Here is a 20520-nt window from a genome sequence, read left to right as displayed (position 1 = left end):
ACTAACATTCGTATTTTCGTTGTGAACCCAGGTACACAAAACGCTGAGTGTGGCGTGTCTTACTGCCCACCAGAAGCAGTAGAATCGACCGACACTGAACTCTCTTACAGCGGTTTTTCAGCTTACGTGGATGAGCTAAGCCTGCCATTCCTTGAAGACGCTGAAATCGATTTTGTTACCGATAAAATGGGCTCTCAGTTAACGCTAAAAGCACCTAACGCTAAAATGCGTAAAGTTGCGGACGACGCACCACTGGTTGAGCGCGTTGAGTACGTTATCCAAACTCAAGTGAACCCACAACTTGCTGGCCACGGTGGTCACGTAAACTTGGTTGAGATCACTGAAGACGGTGTTGCGATTGTTGCATTTGGTGGCGGTTGTAATGGCTGTTCTATGGTTGACGTAACACTAAAAGAAGGCATCGAGAAAGAGCTGCTAAACCAGTTCATTGGTGAACTAACCGCAGTTCGTGATGCTACAGAACATGACCGTGGTGATCACTCTTACTACTAAGAGTAAACACTGTCAGAAAATGGGAGGCTTCGGTCTCCCATTTTTGTATCGATACTGAGGTGATGCTGAGATGCTTAGCTCGACTCGTAAAATCCGCTAGAAACTCAGGCGGAGTTCTCATATATTAAGAATCTTACGCATCTCGTAAACGCCAACGACACCAAGGAGCCAGCGTCATGCCGAAACGAACCCCACCAGAGATACTCTCATGCCAGACGGTTGCAAAATCCAAACTGTTTGCTGTGGAAGCGCTCGACCTTCGTTTTTCCAATGGTGAGCATCGTACTTATGAGCGTATGAAGCCAAGTGGACGAGATGCTGTAATGGTAGTCCCTGTAACAGAACAAGGCGATTTATTACTGGTGCGTGAATACGCCGCTGGAACTGAACGTTACGAGCTAGGTTTCCCAAAAGGGCTGATTGACCCAGGAGAAACACCACACCAAGCTGCGGATCGTGAGTTAAAAGAAGAAATCGGCTTTGGCTGTAATCAGTTAACCCCGTTGAAACAAGTTATCCTCGCGCCATCTTACTTTTCGAGCAAAATGACTCTATTTTTAGGACAGGCGCTTTATCCAGAGAAGCAAGAAGGCGATGAGCCTGAACCACTGGAAATTGTGCGTTGGCCACTTGCGCAAGCCGAAGAGTTATTAACTCACATGGATTTCTGTGAAGCACGAAGCATCACAGCGCTAATGTTGGCACTGAAACACTTACCAAACACCACTCACAAGCATAACCAATAACGGTCATTAGAACCGAATAACACTGTGAGTAAGGACTATCACTTATGCCAATGACAAAAGATCTATCTCACCTACTTCCTCAAGTCATCGAGATTGCCCGCAGTGCTGGGCAAATGATCCTCGAAATATATGAAAAGAAGCAATACGAGGCCTACACCAAAAGTGACGAAACTCCCGTAACAAGTGCGGATATTGCAGCTCACAAGTTCATCACTGAACGCTTGAGTGATCTGACGCCTGACATTCCCGTGTTGTCAGAAGAAGACGCAGACATAAGCTTAGAGCAACGCGCTCAGTGGGAACGTTATTGGTTAGTCGACCCTCTTGATGGTACTCAAGAATTCATCGCTCGCAGTGGTGACTTTGCCACTATTATTGCGTTGGTCGACAACAATCGACCAACCATGGGCGTCGTTTACGGCCCTGTATCTGGCGTGACTTACTACGCTTATAATGGCAAAGGCGCCTGGAAAATTCCCGACATGTCGGACAGCGTCAAAATCCATACACACAAACACGAACAGCCAGAGCAAAGCATCGCAATTGCTATTAGTCGTCGCCAAGACATCAATCGTATTACTAACCGTATGAGCAGCGCCTGGAATTACGACTTAATACCGCTCGGTTCTGCAGCATTGAAAGCATGCCTCGTCGCGGAAGGGGCGGTAGATTGCTATCTCCGACTAGGTCCAACAGGTGAGTGGGACACCGCTGCGACACAATGCATTGTTGAAGAAGCTGGCGGACGTATTCTCAGCACGCAATTAGAACCGCTGTCATATAACGAGCGGGAAACACTAGAAAACCCGAACTTTATTGTTCTTGGTGATGCGGATTTACCTTGGAATGAGATTTTACAACGCAAAGATTAAGCGCCCTATCGGTAAAATTTAGAGCACAAAATTCTAGCAATAGAAAGGCCACGAATATCTTCGTGGCCTTTTCTTTTTGACCTTCTGTACAGCACTTGGAGTATTTGGCCTACTATGTTCCAATTGCCTGTAAAGCTGAACGAAAGAAAACAAATCAATTAAAAATCATGGCTTTAAATTTCCATTCATTCCCAATGTACAGCGAATAGAGGTTTTAGCTTACGATGATCCAAAAGCAAAAAGAGCTGCACAATAGCAGCTCTTTTAAGATATTGGATTTTGTCACGATAGGTTAGAAGCGCCCTTGGTAATTAAACTCATATTGACCTTGAGCATTCGGCTTACCCAACCATTTCAGTTGCTCCCCCATGCTGGATGGGAACTCTGCACCAGGTTTGAACCACGCTTTGGTTGAGTACCGTTGATTAGGCATCAGTTCAGCGGAAAACGCCGCAGAGACTTGTTTGCTGCTCTGCTCACCAGTTGCCGTCAATACACTATCCTGACAGTTTATATCGGCAATCACAGAACCGAGATCTAAGCTGCCAACGGGGCTTTGAATACCACTGGCATTCCATACTAAAGTGCCTTCACCGTTCTTACACCAAGGCGCAGCATAAGTCGCATGACGAATATTCAGCTCAAGCTGCCCATCAACACCAACAGGCACAGGGAGGCGCGCTTGCTCAACAACTTTTACCGCCGGAATCGAGGCAACTAAGTTTTTGGCATAAGGGCCATCACTTAAGCTATAGCCGACAAAACCGCGCCCACGAACGTCCATTTCACTACCACGACCAAAGCGCACAGCAAACTCAGCTTTACCTGTCAGTAGACTCGACCATTGGAAATCCCAATTAACTTCTCCAAGGTTCTGGCGCTGCCAACGAATACTAGCAGCTTGACCTTGCCATACCGAACCGTTGGCTCCTTGAATGTCCAGGCCTCTCACTGTTGGTGCTTGTTGTAACACCCAAGAGACTGGTAATCCCATTAAAAGACTGACTGAAAAAAAGACGATAAAGATAACAACGTAAAGTACTGCTCGCTTCACCTTAACCTCGCTTAAACTGAAGGCGGTTTACATCGATCATGCCCGCTTGCTCTGTTCGGTCGATATCTAAAAATTCGACTTCAATACCCTGTTGCTCTTTCAAGTAACGTAACCAATCCACTAGTTGATTAAACGCGAGTGGTTTGATCCACACTTGAACGCTCTCATTACGAGGTTGTACTCGAATCAACTCAACTTTATAACGACGAGCTGAAGAAGAAACTAACTGATTCAACGGTTGACTAGAGTAGCTCACACCGCTGCTTTTTCGCAGTGCAGTGATACCATCCGCTTTATCTTGTACCCAAGCTAGCAACTGCTTTTCACTTTGAATACGTGACTGAGCTAGCTCCGCACTTTGACTCATTGGTTGTAATAAACCCCAATAAATAATACCGATAACGGCAATAGCGCCACATCCCATGACCAAACGCTGCTCACGCTGCGAGATGCTGCTCCACCAAACCTGAGCTTGAGAAATTAAATTTTTCATCATCACCTCACAAACGCTTCAAAACAAAGCTGCCAACCACAACGTTATCGCTACGGTTCAACTGACCTTGCTCAACATTAAACTTCTCTGCCAATTTCACACGAGCCTGCTCAAAAGGTTGGAAGTCTGAACTACGAGCCTGAATACGTACTTCGCCACGTTGTCCGTCGTATTTAAAGCTAGTGATCTCCAAGTCGCTGACCTGACCAAGCGTCGCGGGTAATGCCGCCAACCATGACAACATTGCCTGCTGACCACCTCCACCAGATAAGCGGCGCTCTTCATCATCCATTTGTCGTTTGAGGTAACTAACGGTAGGAATGCGTCTTTTATTTGGGAACACTTGGCGGAAAATACGCTCACTCTCCTCACGATACGCTTGAGCTTGTGCTTCGTACTTGTGGACCACGAGCAACTGCTGCGCAACCATGACGACAATAAGCACCCCCGCAGCAATGGTGGCTTTTTGCCAGAGCTTCCAGTATTTACCCCAAGAAGATTTCGGCTTGAAGATCCCAGTCAGCAAATTGACTTTGCTTTCTGTCACCCCCTTCGCCAGTAAAGCCATCGTCATTTCTTCTGGTTGCGGCTCCCATATTTCAGGTAACGCAGATTCCGGGACCGAGCTATAGCAATCGAGCTTCCAACCTTCATGATTTTGTAGATAAGAAGAGAGGTAAAGGTCTAACCAAGAAGCGTCGACAACCGCGCCCTCTGTCGCAGAGTGACGAATTAGCCATTGCTCGCCAATCATTGCAGCACTGCTGTGATCTCCACGAACCGGTAACGCAAGCACATCGGGTAAAATGCGTTTAATGGCGATACCTTGGCTTGAGAAACGTTGCAGTACAGTCTGAATCCAAGCACGTTCAACTGCGCAAATCTGCGCTTTATCCGCTTGTTTACCCAACACGCTAAAGTGCAGGCCATCAACGTCCTGAGCAACTTCGTCTTCCACTAAGTACGGTAACATCGCCTCGAATTGGCGTGTTGCACCAGGCGGTATATCCACTTGCGTCAGGACCACATCATTACTCGCCAACAGCGCCACAACTTGGCGCTGACCAGCATATGAGACCAATTCATCTAAGTGTTCCCACCCGGCGATTTCACCGCTAGCAATCACTTCCTGTTGATCTGTCGACCACACCACCCAAGGAATGGTACTTTGTTGTTCGCTACTCAGCCGAACGGTCAGAAACTCGCTCACTGATCCCTCCAAAACGACGGCGAACTACGGTCACCGTTTCTCTATTTGTACTTTGCAAAAGGCTTCGGATACGTACACGTGATTCATCCACCAACACTTGTGCATCCAATTCAAAAAAGGCGCTATCCACACCCAAATAGCCTTTGGCGTTTTTCTTTACATCTTCACTTAAGCCAGCCATTTCTGACTCTGCTAAAAATTCATCAATGCTATCCCACCCATCAAATGGGCGTTTTTCAATTAGCTGAATCGCATCACTACTGCTTAAGTTTGGTGAGAACATTGCCACCAAAATCGGAGTTTGCTCAACATCAATCGTATTCACGTTTAAACGCCAGTCATCACTTGGCAATGCACAGACCAACGGCTCCAATTTTTGGAAAATTTCACCACTCACCTGATAGACAGCCCGTAACTCGGAAGCATCTGCCATCCAACCATTTGATGCCAAATAGGAAGGTTTCATCGCTTCATATGTGCTGTCTTCAACCCCAGTAGTCGAACGGACAGAGTCATCAGCATCAATGTATTCCCAAGTAGAGTCTGCAATGATTTCTGCTTGATATGGCTCGACATCCAACTCTTCTAATAGGCGCTGCAATACATTCACTAAATATGGTCTTGTAATTTGCTGACCCGTTGGTTGCACACGACTCAATACATTTAGATTAAAGCACGCTTGCTTGTCTCTAATTCGTCCCGCCGCTTGACCATAATCTAACGGATAGACTTGCTCTTTTATCGCCCACGGTTGACTCATATTAATCGTGTCGGTGTCTTTATAACTTTGTTCGATACCCACTTTTGCTAGCGCCTCGACGCCAAGGCTGTACCAGTACGCTTGCTGGTAATTGATTTGATTAGCGCCTCGCTGAAACTGTAAGAACAAACGTTCCGACATGCTGGCGGCAACCGTCGCCATAATCGCCAGCAACATCAACACTATAATCAAAGCAACACCGCGCTGACGGTTAACCATTATTGCTGTCTCCTGAACTTTCCTCTTTCTGACTCAATGTGCCATCAGGAGTGAGATAAGTGCGGGCAATTTCTCCATAGTCTTTGAGAGTGAGAACAACAGAAACCGCTTTCGGCAGCGCTTTTTCTTCAGCCCACTCTTTTTTCCATTGCTTACCATCATAGAAACGCATATCAAATGACTCGACCTGCGTTAGCAATGGAGTAACAGTACCTTGTTGCCCAACCGGCGTATCAGGATAGCGCCACCATACTCGCTGCAGTGTTTCTTCTTTTAAGCGATAGCCAACCTTGGTTACTTCTCCACGAGGGAACTGCTGCTGAGGGTTGTGCCAACCTAAACGGGCAAACATCAGTCCTTTGGTATCGGAGTCCAACAGGTAATCGGACCAAAAAATTAGCCGGCTAGCAGGCTCTTCACCATTAGTACGTGTTTGACGCATCGCCATTTGACGAAAATCGTTATCCATCATCACCATGGCACGCTGAATTTCGTTTAAGCGTTGGGTTCGTTCTTGTGATAGCGCATTGCTACGCTGTACTTGCGATACCACTTGGTACGCAGCGACACTTAAACTGGCAAAGATGGCAATCGATACCAACACTTCAATAAGTGTAAAACCTTTTACCCTTTGGCGCGTATTTGCGCGGGGATTATTATTGCGCCACATAGCTTCGTACCGTTACTACAGGGCTCGCGCTTTTCTCTACCGAGACGCTCACATCAAATGCTTTCAGCAATGGCTGCGTCGTGGCGACTGGCGTGACTTTCCAGAACCAAGTGCGTCCTGCCAGCTCTTCTGTGCCGTTTTTCGCTTTGAGTTCTCCGGTATTCAACATCACATTTGCCATCTGATTATCCACAACCATGGCTGCAAACATTTTTTCTTCTAAATAACTGATTGTATTAATATGCTGGCTCACGGAGCGAATGACACTGATGGCAGCGGTGGCGAAAATTGCCAGTGCGACCAATACTTCCAGTAAGGTCATGCCTCTCGTCCGGCGATGACTCAAATTTGGGTGAGCTTGCTTAAAATTGCGCATTCTCATCCTCTTTCACTTCTTCGCCCGGAGCTAATAACAAAATTTGTCCACTTTCTTTGCCAATGACTCGCCAACCGTCATTAAAGGCATCACCATTTTGCGGAAAAAAAGACAGGGTAAATGGCGTGACTTCGGCGCTGGAAAAGATAAACACTTGCGGTGGCTCAATTTTCTTTTCGTCCTCTTCTTCTGCGAACATGTCTTCATCAAAAAGAGAACCTGGTTTGAATAAGCGCTCATCATTATCCCAAGCACCACCTCCGAGCTCGAGTTGTAGCGTAATATCTTCTTCTAGCTTGGTTTTGCTCGGAATCTGCTTTAATTTCAGAGGCTGCCAACCTTCTGAGGTTAAACTCAGTAGAGCGTAGGTCGATTTGGCATCATCCACTCGAACGCCAAAATCTTTACCGCTCAGCACCGCTTCTTCATTGAGCAGCTGTAAACGCTGAAAAAAGCTTTGAGCATACTGTTTGGAAAGATCTTTTTGGCTAGTCGGTAACGTCGAGATCACGGCCACAGCCGTAAGAGATAGCAAAACCAGCACCAATAGAATTTCTATCAATGTAAAACCGTTATGTTTTCGCATTTGTTTCATTAGTGCTGGCTTAGGCTCAATTATTGGAAGTCTTGCATGTTCCAGTTGCCAATATCTGCAGCTGGACCTTCTCCACCCTCTTGGCCATCTGCGCCTAGAGTGAAGATATCGATTGTACCGTTATCACCTGGGCTTAAGTATTGGTACTGGTTGCCCCAAGGGTCATTAGGAAGACGTTTGATGTAACCACCATCACGGTAGTTGCGTGGCTCTGGGTTAGATGGCTTGCTAACCAATGCTTCTAGACCTTGGTCCGTTGTTGGGTAAACGCTGTTGTCCAACTTGTACATATCTAAGGCATTTTCCAACGCGACAATGTCCGTAATCGCTTTTTGTTGGTCTGCCTTCTCTTTGTTACCCAATAGGTTTGGAACAACAAAACTTGCCAAAATACCCAGGATAACTACAACAACCATCACTTCTAAAAGTGTAAAACCCTGTTGTTTACTACGCTTAAACTTCATTTTTTTCTCCGAAAGTTAGATTAAAGCCATGCCGTTAGTAGACACGTCTTAATTCGAAATTATCCGCTCATCAAGTTATTCATTTCTAGCATTGGCATCAAGGTCGCCATCACAATGAACAACACTAATCCAGCCATTAATGCAATCAGCGCAGGAGTAAACACACCCAGAGCAATATTGACTGTTGATTCAAAGTTTTGATCTTGGTTATCGGCTGCCCGCGTCAACATGCTCTCTAATTCACCACTTTGCTCACCACTGGCGATCATGTGTAGCATCATTGGTGGAAACAAGCGAGTTTGGTCCAACGCCTTACGCAAACTAGCGCCCTCTCGGACGTTATCCGCTGCAAGCAAGACTTGCTGCTTCACATAACGGTTAGACATAACATCTACCGCAACGCGCATACCCTCGAGAATTGGAATCGCACTGGAAGTACAGATCGAAAGTGTTCGTGCGAATCGTGCGGTATTCAAACCTCGAGAGATCTTACCTATTAGCGGTAAGCTCAAGATTTTTCTGTCCCAAGCTAAGCGAAAGTCTGGCTTTTGCAACGCCAGTTTGAGGCCATAGAAAAGCGCCACCAGCACAACGAAAATAATCAGCCCCCAATCTTGCACAAACTCACTGGCTGCCAGTAAAAATTGCGTCGATTGAGGTAACTCTTGGCCCATCTGAATGATGGGTTCAATGATTTTAGGAACCACTGTCGCCAATAAGAACGAAACGATGACAACCGCGAATACCACCAAAACTACAGGATAAATCATGGCTTGAAGCAATTTAGATCGCATCTTTTGGCGGTTTTCGACATAGTCTGCCAAACGCTCTAATACGGTATCGAGGTGACCTGATTTTTCGCCCGCCGCAACCATAGAGCGGTACAGTTCATCAAACACGTGTGGGTAATCGGCAAAACTGTCGGCGAGCGGATAACCCTCGGTTACTTTCGAGCGAACCGCAGCCAACATAGAACGAATCCTCGGCTTTTCAGCCTGCTCAGAGACCGCACGCAAACACTCTTCCAAAGGCATACCTGATTGGACTAGCGTAGACAATTGCCGTGTGATGAGTGCCAGCTCAGATGTTGAGACGCCGCGCTTAAAGCTGACTGAACCTGAAGACTTAGCCGATTTAGCTTTCGTCTCAACCACTTCAATCGGGATCATCCCTTGCTCTTTGAGTCGCTGGCGCACTTGTCGGGCGTTGTCCCCTTCTATCGTGCCTTTTTTATGCTTGCCTTTTGCATCTAGCGCTTTGTACTCAAATGCCGCCATTAGGTTTCCTTCGTCACTCGCATCACTTCTTCAAGTGACGTAATGCCACGACGCACTTTGCTTAAACCATCGCTGCGAATACTTGGCGTATGGGCGCGAACGGCTCTCTCAATTTCTTGCTCACCAGACTCTCGGTGAATCAACTCTTGTACTTGCTCATCAACCATAATGAGCTCGTGGATACCTGTTCGACCTCGGTAGCCTTTTTGGTTACACGCTTCACAGCCTTTTGCTCGGTGCAGTTCTAACGGTTCATGCGCTTCCATACCAAACAGTTTTTTCTGTTCCGCATCGGCTTCATACGGCTCTTTACAGCTTGGACAAAGCGTTCGAACTAAGCGCTGCGCTAGCACCCCTAATAACGAAGAAGAAATAAGGAATGGCTCAATACCCATATCACGTAGACGCGTAATCGCACCCACTGCGGTGTTGGTGTGGAGAGTAGACATTACCAAGTGACCCGTTAAGGACGCTTGCACTGCAATTTGTGCGGTTTCTAAGTCACGGATCTCACCGACCATCACCACATCCGGGTCCTGACGCAGAATGGCACGCAAACCACGCGCAAAAGTCATGTCAACCTTTGGGTTCACCTGAGTTTGACCGATGCCATCAATATCAAATTCGATCGGGTCTTCAACCGTTAAAATGTTGCGTTCGTTGCTATTGATCTCTTGCAAGCCAGCGTACAAGGTGGTTGATTTACCAGAACCTGTCGGGCCCGTCACCAAGATGATACCGTGAGGGCGGCCAATCAAGTGACGGAAGTTGTCATGCACTGAAGGTGTCATGCCCAAACTATGTAAATCAAGACGAGTCGCGTTTTTATCCAACAAACGCATTACCACGCGCTCACCATGTGAGGACGGCATCGTAGATACACGCACGTCCACCGCACGACCACCGATACGCAACGAAATACGGCCATCTTGAGGCACACGCTTTTCTGCGATATCTAGTTTAGCCATAACCTTCACACGAGAAACTAGCAAAGGCGCTAACTTACGACTTGGGGTCAGAACTTCACGCAATACGCCATCGACACGGAAACGAATCGAAAGGGTTTTCTCGAACGTCTCAATATGAATATCCGACGCACCTTCTTTGATCGCTTCGCCCAACATGGCGTTGATCAATTTGATGATTGGCGCATCGTCTTCCGATTCTAATAAGTCTTCATCGTGCGGCAGTTCTTCAGCCAAAGAGAAGAAATCATCGCTATCAGCACCAATATCTTCCATCAACTGACGCGCTTCAGACGAGTCGCGTTGATATGCTTCGGTCAGCTTTTTATCAAAGGCTTCTTTATCGATAGGTTGCGGTACGAAGCTTTTCTTTAATACACGACGGACTTCAACCAGAGCCGCAGGGTTAAGCGGCTCGACATAGTAAAGAATAGGTGGACGCTCAGGATGCTCTGTCTCCAGCACCAGTTTAAAGCGGTTGGCAAAACTGAATGGCAGACGACGCATACTTGGCGCTGTGTCTAACATATCAACCATTAGTTGTTTTCCATTTGATCAATAAACGCTTGAATCTCTGTTGGGTGCTGACGCTCCTGGCCAAAGGCTGGCATAACCGGGATCTTCTCGTCTGCCATCAACTTCAACCCTTGATCCGCTTTATAAAGCTGTTCTGCGCGAATAAAGTTGTATTTACGCTGCGTAATACCGTCAGCCGTCACACCATCGCGAATAATCGTCGGCTTGATGAACACCATCAAGTTACGTTTTTCTGTTTGCGTGCTAGTTGACTTGAACAGGTGACCCAGTACCGGAATGTCACCCAATAGCGGCACTTTAGACTCACTTTCAAGTGCGCGTTCATCGACCAAACCACCAAGAACCAACATCTGACCATCTTGGATCATGACAGAGGTGTTTAACTGTCGTTTAGCAAAGCGAACGTCAACCGCACCGTTTGCGCCTAATACGTTGGAAACTTCTTGTTCAATGTTTAACTGTACAGAGTCACCTTCGTTAATTTGTGGCACTACTTTGAGTTTGATACCGACTTCTTTACGGTCAACCGTTTGGAATGGGTTGTCGTTGTTTGAGCCAGCCGTAGAGCCCGTAATAACCGGAACCTCTTCACCCACAATAAATGATGCTTCGCCATTATCCATTACGGTAATACTCGGAGAAGATAGAATGTTTGAGTTGGAGTCAGAAGCAACAGCACTAATTAGCGCTGTCCAGTCACCCATGACAATACTCATTGCCGCACCATTTACTCCGCTAAGCGCTGACGCTAGCGTAGAGTAGTCACCTGATTCAGTAACATCATATGGCGTTCGTTCGCCATTAGAGTTGGTATAGTATTCAGTGCGGGTTTGATCTTTTGCTTCTTCTAGACCAACCATCACCTGACCAATCGGGGCTCCTGAGTTACCGTACTGAATTACAGCACCCGTTTCTAATGAACCCCACTGAACACCTAGGTTAATACCATCACCTTCAGACATTTCGACAATTAACGCTTCAATAAGAACCTGAGCACGACGAATATCGAGTTGAGAAATGACGTCTTGTAATGCCATCATAATATCTGGTGGCGCTGTTAAAACTAACGAGTTAGTTGCAGCGTGAGCAGCAATGACGACCTCACCACGCGATGCACCTGATGTTTTCTGACCAGCTTGCTTTTCAGCTTGCAGGTTATCGGAAACACCTTTCAATACATCCACCAAGTCTTCAGCTTTCGCATTTTTCAGGTACACAACTCGGTTGTTACCTTTTGTCGCCATTTCAACATCAAGTTGACGAATCAAACGTTTCAAGCGGGCTCTTACTTTTGGATCACCAGAAATTAAAATCGCGTTAGTACGTTCATCGGCCACAATTTTAGGTTCAAGGAACTCTGGCGTGCTTTTCTGATTCGCACTTTTATTCAGTGCTTCGACAATGCGTACCATTTCAGCAGCAGATGCATTACGCAGCTCCACCAATTCAATTTCTTTATCGCCGGCTTGGTCAACACGCTTGATGATCTCTGCTAAGCGATTCACTACTGCCGCACGACCAGTAATCAAGATAATATTCGCTGGATCATAATGAACCACGTTACCGGCACCGGCGTTATCAATCAGCTGACGAAGTAGAGGAGACAACTCACGGACCGACACATTACGCACCGCGACAACTCGAGTGATAACACTATCGCCTTGCGCGCTACCATCACCTAACACAGGGATTGCTGAGGTTTTTGAGTCTTTTGCTTTGATAACCTTAAGTACCCCATTGTCCATCTCTACGACTGCGTAACCGTATACTTCAAGGACATTAAGGAAAAAGCTGTAATATTGCTCTTCGTTAAGTACGTCATAGCTGCGGACATCGATCTTACCGCGTACTGAAGGATCAACAATGATGGTCTTTTCGAGGTTACGACCCACTATGTTGATGAATTCTTGAATATCAGTGCCTTTAAAGCTCGCACTAAATTCGTTTGCCATTGCACCTGGTACGCAGAGTAAACTTCCTGCTAGTAGCCAAGCACTTTTGCTGAACCAATGTTTCACGTATGTCTCCCTGAACTTACGCCGGTTGCCTAAGTCTTACAATTGGATATAGATATCGTACTGTTGGCCGTCTCGCTCAACAGTTAAATTTAATTCTTGCGGATCGCTCATCACTTGCATCAGTTGTACTGAAGAAGACGGATCACTTAAATCGATCCCGTTCAGTTGAACCGCAATATCGCCAGGTTGTAGTCCTACATCATTAAATAATGCGGCATCACGACCAGGTGATACTCGATAACCAACAATGTCTCCGTCTTTTTTGACGGGTGAAATGGTGATGTATTTAAAAACGCTTTGTGGATCTTTCGCAATTTCCTCGCGGATTTGCTCTAATTTCTCTCCAACGTCAGACGTCGCTGCTTCTGCTCGCTGAGCTTGCGCCCTAGCTACCTGCGGCGATTCAGATAGCTTCTTATATTCTATACCTTCCATCATTAAGGTCTCGTCTCGACCTTGGTTATCAATGATGACGCGATCCACCAATACCGCTTTTAGTGTCGCACGTGTCCCTTCGATTTCTTCACCCAAACCGTACGTAGCTTGCTTACCTCGGTTAGCAATAACAGCAAGGCTGGTGTTGGCATCACTACTTGCAACCGCACCGACCAGCGTAAGGTTAAGGCGCGTCTTAGGGGCGTCTTTAACAATAGGCTGTTCTACAACCGCCGCTTTTTGCTCAGTGTATTTACCGAATAGGTTGGCATTCTGAAGGGCATTAAAATCTATCGCGTCGCCTTTATTGCTCGCAGCAACGCTACTCGCCGATGGACGCCATTGCGGCACTTCCGACGATTGAGGTATGGCTAACCACACAATTTTGCCAAGTATCCATCCGGTTATCGCAATAAACAGACAGGTAAGCAACAAGCTAAGTTTGGCTTGAATGGTATAATGATTGGACTTGATCTGAGCCAGTAGCGGTCTGCTTGATAATCCTGCACTTAGCTCTAAACGTTTCACTGAATGGATTCCTTTATTCTAACGTCCGTCATTTAAGCTATAACGATAGCTATCGACTTTAAATTGCTAAATTTGCAATAAAATTATTACTCAACAAAGAGCAGTGAACTATATCACAAGTTGTCTTTCATACCTTTTTCTTATGCAGTTTTTGCCAACTCCCTTGAAAAAAATACGCCTTGACTCCATCTGTAGGTGAATAATCCATCACTCATTGCTGTATTCGGGCAGTGATTAGATAGCGTAGTGTTCTATGAGTTCCCTAAATGAAGCCGTTAGGCTAGATAAATGGCTATGGGCCGCAAGATTTTACAAAACCCGCTCCATCGCGCGTAACATGGTCGATGGCGGTAAAGTCCACTATAATGGCCAACGAAGCAAGCCGAGTAAAATCGTTGAAGTGGGCGCTGAAGTCAGACTTCGTCAAGGCAACGAAGAAAAAATCGTGATCATCGAACAAATCTCAGATCAACGCCGAGGCGCTCCCATCGCACAAACCTTATATCGCGAAACCAATGAGAGTATCGCGAAACGTGAGGAACACGCGACTCAACGTAAGCTTAATGCCCACAACCCAAGTCCGGAACGCCGCCCAGATAAAAAGCAGCGCCGAGACATCATTAAGTTCAAACACCAATAAAAGCCGGAATTACCAACGAGGAAAGCACTCCATGGCAAATAATGTTTTAAACCGCTACCTATTCGAAGATCTTTCAGTACGTGGCGAGTTGGTACAATTGGATGAAGCGTACCAACGTGTTATCTCCAGCAAGGAATATCCGGCAGCAATAGAGAAACTGCTGGGTGAGCTACTCGTTTCAACTACTCTTTTAACTGCCACTCTTAAGTTCGAAGGTTCGATCACCATCCAGCTACAAGGCGACGGTCCCGTGTCTCTTGCCGTTATCAACGGTGACCATAACCAACGTGTTCGTGGCGTAGCTCGCTGGGAAGGCGATGTTGCCGATGAAGCAAACATTCACGATCTAATGGGTAAGGGCTACCTTGTGATCACCATCGAACCGAAAAACGGCGAGCGTTACCAAGGCGTCGTTGGATTAGAAGGTGACACTTTAGCAGAAGTGCTAGAAGGCTACTTTGCAAACTCAGAGCAGTTAAAAACGCGCCTATGGATCCGCACTGGTGAGCATGAAGGCAAAGCACACGCAGCAGGTATGTTGATTCAAGTGATCCCTGACGGCACTGGCTCTCCAGATGATTTCGAACATCTAGAGCAGCTCACTGATACAGTAAAAGATGAAGAATTGTTTGGTTTAGAAGCGAACGAGTTATTGTATCGACTATATAACCAAGACAAAGTACGTCTGTACGAGCCGCAACCTGTCGAGTTCCATTGTGGCTGTTCTCGTGAGCGTAGCGGTGCAGCAATCATCACCGTTGAGAAAGCTGAAATTTATGACATTTTGGCAGAAGTTGGATCAGTTTCTTTACATTGTGATTACTGTGGCACAACTTATACGTTCGACGAATCTGAAGTCACTGAACTGTATGCACAAGCTTCTACAGACAAGAAAACCCTGCATTAATTTACATAGCTTATCAAGCACGTAATTTACCCTACAAAAGGCCAGCTTAATGCTGGCCTTTTTGTGATCAACCCCTCGTAATAACTAGCCTCAAGCGTAATAAAACAACTGCTTAATTTTAAACAATTAATAATGATTTTGCCCTAGCGCAAAGGATTGCGTGCACGATAGACTATTCCCACCAATATGTGACGGGTTACCTAAAACCTTATTGAAATCATGGGCAAATTTTGAGCTATCTCCCTGTTTTCTCCCCGCCCCGTTGCTAGCATGGTGAGCAGATTAAAATTAAAACATTCTTACAAAATCCCTACAAAATCCTTATAAGGAGCACCTATGACCGTTATGGAACATACTAAGGCTGCAACACTTGATCTAACCAAGCACGGACTGCATAACGTAAAAGAGGTTATTCGCAACCCAAGCTACGAAATGTTGTTTGAGGAAGAAACGCGTGAAGACCTAACCGGTTATGAGCGCGGCGTGGTTACTGAACTAGGTGCGGTTGCCGTTGACACTGGCATCTTTACTGGTCGCTCACCAAAAGATAAATATATCGTCAAAGACGCTACGACAGAAGAACATATGTGGTGGACGTCTGATCAAGTGAAAAATGATAACAAACCAATCACTCCTGAAGTGTGGGACGAGCTAAAAGAACTGGTCACAAACCAGCTTTCTAACAAACGCTTGTTTGTTGTTGACGGTTACTGTGGTGCAAACCCAGATACACGTTTGAGCATTCGTGTTATCACAGAAGTCGCATGGCAAGCGCACTTCGTTAAAAACATGTTTATTCGCCCGACGGAAGAAGAGTTAGCGATATTTGAACCAGACTTCGTAGTAATGAATGGCGCAAAATGCACTAATCCAAAATGGGAAGAGCAAGGCCTGAACTCAGAAAACTTCACCGTATTTAACCTAACCGAGCGCATGCAACTTATCGGTGGTACTTGGTACGGCGGTGAAATGAAGAAAGGTATGTTCGCCATGATGAACTACTTCCTTCCACTAAAAGACATCGCATCAATGCACTGTAGCGCTAACATGGGCAAAGATGGCGATGTAGCGGTATTCTTCGGTCTATCTGGTACGGGTAAAACGACCCTGTCGACTGATCCTAAACGTGCGCTAATTGGTGATGATGAGCACGGCTGGGATGATGACGGTGTCTTCAACTTCGAAGGTGGTTGTTACGCAAAAACCATCAAACTTTCGAAAGAAGCGGAGCCGGACATCTACAACGCAATTCGTCGTGATGCACTGCTAGAAAACGTAACAGTACGTGGCGATGGCTCTATCGATTTTGATGATGGTTCGAAAACAGAAAACACACGTGTTTCTTACCCTATCTACCATATCGATAATATCGTTAAGCCAGTATCAAAAGGCGGTCACGCGAATAAAGTGATCTTCCTATCAGCCGATGCATTTGGCGTACTGCCTCCAGTATCTAAATTGACACCTGAGCAAACTAAGTACCACTTCCTGTCTGGCTTTACCGCCAAACTAGCGGGAACAGAGCGCGGTATTACTGAGCCAACACCAACTTTCTCTGCTTGTTTCGGCGCGGCGTTCCTAACGCTCCACCCAACAAAATACGCGGAAGTACTGGTTAAACGCATGGAAGCAGCAGGCGCTGAGGCTTACCTAGTGAACACAGGTTGGAACGGTACTGGCAAACGTATCTCGATTCAAGATACACGCGGAATTATTGATGCGATTCTTGATGGTTCGATTGAAGATGCACCAACTAAGCACATTCCTATCTTCAATCTTGAAGTACCGACTTCACTACCAGGTGTGGATCCTAGCATTCTAGACCCTCGCGACACGTACGTTGACCCACTTCAGTGGGAAAGCAAAGCGAAAGATTTAGCAGCGCGCTTTATCAATAACTTTGATAAGTACACAGACAACGCTGAAGGTAAATCTCTGGTTGCGGCTGGTCCTCAGATTGATTAAATCGAGTAACAGCGACGTCGCGTAAACTCAGTGAAAAGTTGGCATTAACTTATCACCTTTACGTAGGCCAAGTTACAAAAATTGCTTCAAGCCCCTCTTTTGAGGGGCTTTTTATTGAATACCACAGAATATTGATACAAGCTAAAGCCTATCTAGTTTTATTTAATAACACACGTAGGTTCTAGCAAAGATGAAAACAGCGCGTCGAGTTCTACTTCTGTTACTGGTTATCTTAGTTGCCATTCCGGCCGCTACGATTGCGCTGCTAACAACATCTTACGCGGACGCAACCTGGCGCTTGCTGTCAAACACCTTTTCTCTTCCCTTCCGGGCCGGAAGCGTGCGTTATGGCTTTCCCTATCACCTAACTTTACAACGCGTGAACACCAGCGGAGACGATGCGTCTTACATCGAGCAAGTCGATTTATGGATGAATCCCGATGTTTATCGCGATGGTAAATGGATCGTTGATAGTTTATTGATTGATGGTATGAGCTTGCAGTATGGCGCACCAAAGCTCCCACCTTTAGACAACGTTTTATTCCATCAAATCGCGCTCAAAAATATTGATTACGCCGACGAGCAGTTCTCTGCCAATGGCATTGACCTTCAAATTCAATCACCACAATGGAATGGTCAATTAATACCATATGGCGAAGTTCAACTTGCGGCCGACCAACTCTATTGGAATGGCGAAGCCTTTAATCAAGTCTTAGTCGATATAGACTACAAACCGCAAGACAGTACGCTTTATGGCACCTCTTTTAACTGGCGTAACAGTCAAATATCTGGGCAAGGGGAGCAGTATCCTCAAGGCTGGTCTTTAGTAAATGTGACCATCAACAAGCTGAAACTGAGTAATACGCAGCGCCAATCACTGCTTGCAAAACCTTGGCACGATCTACCATTTAGCATTAATCATATTAATAGCTTAGATTTGCTTAACGCCGATATTGAATGGGGCGACTGGCACTGGCAGAACTTGGATCTTTCTGTGGAAAACGCCACACTGCCACTGTCTCTCTGGAAGACAAAAGCTCAAGTGTCATTGCAGGCGGATAGCGTTCGATTCCAGCAGCAAACCGCAATAGAGCCACGTTTGAGTGCCGCTATCGAGCCAGGAGTAATCCAGCTCAACGAGCTCAGCTTAGATTGGCAGCAAGGTCGAGTGCAAGTTTCTGGATTGTTCACGCCAACACAATGGAAGCTCAAAGAAGCCTCTATTCAAGGCCTCAAGTGGGCAACACAGCCAGAAGACAACCTAAATTGGTGGCACGCCGCCACCAGCGAGTTAGAGCATGTTGCAATCGAACGACTCGACATTGAGCGCAGCCAAATTATCCAGCTATCTCACGAACCTTATTGGCAACTTTCCGGTTTAAATATCGAAGGGCAACAGCTTGATATTAAACAGTCGGCTCAACGTTGGGGCCTTTGGCAAGGCGAATTGGAAGTCAGCGTTGTCAACGCCAGCTATGACCAAATACTCACGTCTCACGCAGCACTTGCCATGCAAAGCAAAGATGGCTTTTGGCAATTGACTCGCCTTTTTGCGCCACTCGAGCAAGGCTACGTAGAAGGCATCGGACAAATAGATTTGAGTACCCCGAGCCAACCTTGGGCGCTCAACGTCAATGCTGATGGTATTCCCTTATCGCTCTTCCACGATTATTTTTTACCCGACACACTGGCTATTGATGGTTTTTCCGATCTCAGCCTCGATCTACAAGGGTTATCAGGTGATCGCAACATGCTGGCCTACAGCTTATCGGGTGAAGTGGAAGCCAATCTCCGAGATACCCGCTTGAAGTCCCAAGCGGATCATTCGCTCAAAGCCATTACCTTAAGTCCACTGCGTTTAAGCGCGCAACGAGGGGAAGTTGCCATAAAGCCGGTCACCATCTCAGGAAAAGCCATAAGTGGTAAGGTTTGGGGAACATTTGATATGGCCAACAACCCGCTAAGTGGCATTACTTATCAATTGGAAGAGTCGTGCGGAAACATTGAAGGCGATCTACTAAGTGGCGAAACCCACCGTAATGAGTGCGTGAACGCATCAAAACTGGCCGAGCCTATTGATATTGAGACTCCACAGAAAAATGAACCTTCCATCGAGCAGCCAATCGTAATTGATAACATCAATTTGGAGACTCAAGAGGAAGAGCTTTACGAAGAAGTTATCGAAGAAGATGAAGTACCCGACACGAATTCCGCAGCAGAACAAACCCTCTCACCGACAGAGCAAGAAGGTGAAACAGATAAGCGCCCAGCAGATCAGTCGGCGCTTACCCCATCAGCAACTGAGTAACTGCGAGTAGTTCGGTATCAGCATATAGGTACCGACAAAATCAACAGCTGGCGTGTCACCACTATAAATCACTACGTGAATAACGATGCGTGCTTTGCGTCCCGACTCCAATCGGTCTAGGTCACCACTGATCCCATCCAACGAAGTACTCGCCACGGGGTTTTGTTCGACTGGTTGACGATAGCGAATCGAGCTGTCGGCCAACACAATATCACCGTGCAGCCCACGCTCTTTAAGCAGCAGCCACGTCATCCCCCACCCTGTCAGGGTTGCTAAGGTAAAAGCTGACCCAGCGAACATGGTGTTATGCGGATTAAGGTTAGGATTAAGCTGCGCACAGCATTCAAACTGGTAACCCGTGTACTGGTTAATCTTGATCCCCATTTTGTCGCTAATTGGGATTTGTTGCTCCCAGCGCTGTTGAAGCTCAGTACACCATTCAGGGCGACGTAACACATTGGCCATCGGATCCAGTTGCTTCACCATTTGCTGATGGCGCACAGGGCCACGCTCATCGGTCAGCTCACCTCGACGCTCAAAGCCATTTTTTTCATAAAAGGCGATGGCATCTTCACGGGCATTACACACCAAGCGTTTCGCTCCTTCCTGGCGTGCTAACGACTCTAGTGCAACCAAAACCAGCGAACCCATCCCTTTGCTACGGCGATTATTTTTAACCGCCATATAGCGGATCTGGCCATCATTGTCCGGCGTAATGTATAAACGGCCAATCGCCATAGGACGACCTCGACCATCAACAATCATGCGGTGATGACTCATTTCGTCGTATTCATCGCGCTCTGAGCCGATCGGCATACGCCATGGCTCACGAAGCAGTTGCCAGCGAAACTGATAATACTTGTTTATCTGATTATCGGTTTTGGGAGTAATGAGTTTGAACATATCAATCCTTTGAAAGCACAACACTAATCAGTGTCGGAAAAATTACTCCAAGCCAATTCCATGAG

20 protein-coding genes are annotated in these 20520 nt (G+C 46.4%); 7 read left to right on the top strand and 13 right to left on the bottom strand.

Features of this window, described 5'->3' with window-relative positions; translation table 11 throughout:
* From nfuA to cysQ, 3 genes are all read left to right on the top strand, one after another.
* Positions 1-513 (top strand): Fe-S biogenesis protein NfuA (gene nfuA, locus R7Z10_RS16840; protein ID WP_318080821.1); only part of this gene is annotated, 513 nt, incomplete at its 5' end.
* Positions 514-689: 176 nt separating this feature from the next.
* A complete protein-coding gene (nudE, locus tag R7Z10_RS16835; RefSeq protein WP_005379309.1) occupies positions 690-1259 on the top strand; it encodes an ADP compounds hydrolase NudE in 570 nt (189 codons plus the stop codon).
* 44 nt (positions 1260-1303) lie between these two features.
* A complete protein-coding gene (gene cysQ, locus R7Z10_RS16830) occupies positions 1304-2131 on the top strand; it encodes a 3'(2'),5'-bisphosphate nucleotidase CysQ (protein ID WP_005379308.1) in 828 nt (275 codons plus the stop codon).
* Between the two features lie 292 nt (positions 2132-2423).
* Here the strand turns inward: cysQ and R7Z10_RS16825 are convergent, their stop codons facing one another.
* The 12 genes from R7Z10_RS16825 to gspC are packed head-to-tail and all read right to left on the bottom strand — an operon-like array spanning position 2424 to position 13732.
* A complete protein-coding gene (locus tag R7Z10_RS16825) occupies positions 2424-3185 on the bottom strand; it encodes a type II secretion system protein N (RefSeq protein WP_047103748.1) in 762 nt (253 codons plus the stop codon).
* Between the two features lies 1 nt (position 3186).
* Positions 3187-3678 carry a type II secretion system protein M gene (locus R7Z10_RS16820; protein ID WP_047103746.1) on the bottom strand — a complete coding sequence of 164 codons (492 nt, stop codon included), beginning with the start codon at positions 3676-3678 and terminating at the stop codon, positions 3187-3189.
* A 7-nt stretch (positions 3679-3685) separates the two neighbouring features.
* On the bottom strand, positions 3686-4888 hold the full coding sequence (gene gspL, locus R7Z10_RS16815; RefSeq protein WP_047103744.1) for a type II secretion system protein GspL: 1203 nt from the start codon (positions 4886-4888) through the stop codon (positions 3686-3688).
* A complete protein-coding gene (gene gspK / locus R7Z10_RS16810) occupies positions 4857-5867 on the bottom strand; it encodes a type II secretion system minor pseudopilin GspK (RefSeq protein WP_005382999.1) in 1011 nt (336 codons plus the stop codon). The genes gspL and gspK overlap by 32 nt, the downstream gene beginning before the upstream one ends.
* Positions 5860-6537: a type II secretion system minor pseudopilin GspJ gene (gene gspJ / locus R7Z10_RS16805; protein WP_047103742.1), complete on the bottom strand. Its 678-nt coding sequence runs from the start codon at positions 6535-6537 to the stop codon at positions 5860-5862. Before gspJ ends, gspK begins: the two co-directional genes overlap by 8 nt.
* Positions 6524-6913 carry a type II secretion system minor pseudopilin GspI gene (gspI, locus tag R7Z10_RS16800; RefSeq protein ID WP_017820691.1) on the bottom strand — a complete coding sequence of 130 codons (390 nt, stop codon included), beginning with the start codon at positions 6911-6913 and terminating at the stop codon, positions 6524-6526. Before gspI ends, gspJ begins: the two co-directional genes overlap by 14 nt.
* Positions 6900-7499: a GspH/FimT family pseudopilin gene (locus R7Z10_RS16795; protein WP_017635010.1), complete on the bottom strand. Its 600-nt coding sequence runs from the start codon at positions 7497-7499 to the stop codon at positions 6900-6902. Before R7Z10_RS16795 ends, gspI begins: the two co-directional genes overlap by 14 nt.
* Before the next feature lie 29 nt (positions 7500-7528).
* Positions 7529-7972: a type II secretion system major pseudopilin GspG gene (gene gspG, locus R7Z10_RS16790; RefSeq protein ID WP_005379298.1), complete on the bottom strand. Its 444-nt coding sequence runs from the start codon at positions 7970-7972 to the stop codon at positions 7529-7531.
* Positions 7973-8031: 59 nt separating this feature from the next.
* Positions 8032-9249 (bottom strand): type II secretion system inner membrane protein GspF, encoded by a 1218-nt coding sequence (gene gspF, locus R7Z10_RS16785; protein ID WP_005379297.1) that lies wholly within the window; start codon positions 9247-9249, stop codon positions 8032-8034.
* Positions 9249-10751, bottom strand: coding sequence for a type II secretion system ATPase GspE (gene gspE / locus R7Z10_RS16780; RefSeq protein WP_005379296.1), 1503 nt, complete (start codon positions 10749-10751; stop codon positions 9249-9251). The genes gspF and gspE overlap by 1 nt, the downstream gene beginning before the upstream one ends.
* Positions 10751-12769 (bottom strand): type II secretion system secretin GspD, encoded by a 2019-nt coding sequence (gene gspD / locus R7Z10_RS16775; RefSeq protein ID WP_005379295.1) that lies wholly within the window; start codon positions 12767-12769, stop codon positions 10751-10753. The genes gspE and gspD overlap by 1 nt, the downstream gene beginning before the upstream one ends.
* Before the next feature lie 36 nt (positions 12770-12805).
* Positions 12806-13732 carry a type II secretion system protein GspC gene (gspC, locus tag R7Z10_RS16770; protein WP_005379294.1) on the bottom strand — a complete coding sequence of 309 codons (927 nt, stop codon included), beginning with the start codon at positions 13730-13732 and terminating at the stop codon, positions 12806-12808.
* A 253-nt stretch (positions 13733-13985) separates the two neighbouring features.
* Here gspC and hslR point away from each other — a divergent pair, with 253 nt between their 5' ends.
* The 4 genes from hslR (at position 13986) to R7Z10_RS16750 (ending at position 19552) form a co-directional block, all read left to right on the top strand.
* Positions 13986-14372, top strand: coding sequence for a ribosome-associated heat shock protein Hsp15 (hslR, locus tag R7Z10_RS16765; protein ID WP_005379292.1), 387 nt, complete (start codon positions 13986-13988; stop codon positions 14370-14372).
* Positions 14373-14403: 31 nt separating this feature from the next.
* Positions 14404-15279 (top strand): Hsp33 family molecular chaperone HslO, encoded by an 876-nt coding sequence (gene hslO / locus R7Z10_RS16760; RefSeq protein ID WP_258480476.1) that lies wholly within the window; start codon positions 14404-14406, stop codon positions 15277-15279.
* 336 nt (positions 15280-15615) lie between these two features.
* Positions 15616-17244: a phosphoenolpyruvate carboxykinase (ATP) gene (gene pckA / locus R7Z10_RS16755; protein ID WP_225466417.1), complete on the top strand. Its 1629-nt coding sequence runs from the start codon at positions 15616-15618 to the stop codon at positions 17242-17244.
* Between the two features lie 190 nt (positions 17245-17434).
* On the top strand, positions 17435-19552 hold the full coding sequence (locus tag R7Z10_RS16750; RefSeq protein WP_258628024.1) for an AsmA family protein: 2118 nt from the start codon (positions 17435-17437) through the stop codon (positions 19550-19552).
* On the opposite strand, the gene R7Z10_RS16745 is transcribed toward R7Z10_RS16750, so the two are convergent.
* Positions 19538-20455 carry a bifunctional GNAT family N-acetyltransferase/hotdog fold thioesterase gene (locus R7Z10_RS16745; RefSeq protein WP_005379283.1) on the bottom strand — a complete coding sequence of 306 codons (918 nt, stop codon included), beginning with the start codon at positions 20453-20455 and terminating at the stop codon, positions 19538-19540. The genes R7Z10_RS16750 and R7Z10_RS16745 overlap by 15 nt on opposite strands.
* Positions 20456-20520 lie beyond the last annotated feature (65 nt).

It is taken from the genome of Vibrio sp. Vb1018 (genome assembly GCF_033338775.1).
Lineage (GTDB): Bacteria > Pseudomonadota > Gammaproteobacteria > Enterobacterales > Vibrionaceae > Vibrio > Vibrio alginolyticus.
Note: the sequence above shows the minus strand (reverse complement) of the source record. Positions and strands in the feature narration are given on the sequence as shown.

Coding starts and splice junctions, on each gene's coding strand:
- nudE (WP_005379309.1), top strand. CDS start 690: ATGCCGAAACGAACCCCACCAGAGATACTCTCATGCCAGACGGTTGCA.
- cysQ (WP_005379308.1), top strand. CDS start 1,304: ATGCCAATGACAAAAGATCTATCTCACCTACTTCCTCAAGTCATCGAG.
- R7Z10_RS16820 (WP_047103746.1), bottom strand. CDS start 3,678: ATGAAAAATTTAATTTCTCAAGCTCAGGTTTGGTGGAGCAGCATCTCG.
- gspK (WP_005382999.1), bottom strand. CDS start 5,867: ATGGTTAACCGTCAGCGCGGTGTTGCTTTGATTATAGTGTTGATGTTG.
- gspJ (WP_047103742.1), bottom strand. CDS start 6,537: ATGTGGCGCAATAATAATCCCCGCGCAAATACGCGCCAAAGGGTAAAA.
- gspI (WP_017820691.1), bottom strand. CDS start 6,913: ATGCGCAATTTTAAGCAAGCTCACCCAAATTTGAGTCATCGCCGGACG.
- R7Z10_RS16795 (WP_017635010.1), bottom strand. CDS start 7,499: ATGCGAAAACATAACGGTTTTACATTGATAGAAATTCTATTGGTGCTG.
- gspG (WP_005379298.1), bottom strand. CDS start 7,972: ATGAAGTTTAAGCGTAGTAAACAACAGGGTTTTACACTTTTAGAAGTG.
- gspF (WP_005379297.1), bottom strand. CDS start 9,249: ATGGCGGCATTTGAGTACAAAGCGCTAGATGCAAAAGGCAAGCATAAA.
- gspE (WP_005379296.1), bottom strand. CDS start 10,751: ATGGTTGATATGTTAGACACAGCGCCAAGTATGCGTCGTCTGCCATTC.
- hslR (WP_005379292.1), top strand. CDS start 13,986: ATGAGTTCCCTAAATGAAGCCGTTAGGCTAGATAAATGGCTATGGGCC.
- hslO (WP_258480476.1), top strand. CDS start 14,404: ATGGCAAATAATGTTTTAAACCGCTACCTATTCGAAGATCTTTCAGTA.
- pckA (WP_225466417.1), top strand. CDS start 15,616: ATGACCGTTATGGAACATACTAAGGCTGCAACACTTGATCTAACCAAG.
- R7Z10_RS16750 (WP_258628024.1), top strand. CDS start 17,435: ATGAAAACAGCGCGTCGAGTTCTACTTCTGTTACTGGTTATCTTAGTT.
- R7Z10_RS16745 (WP_005379283.1), bottom strand. CDS start 20,455: ATGTTCAAACTCATTACTCCCAAAACCGATAATCAGATAAACAAGTAT.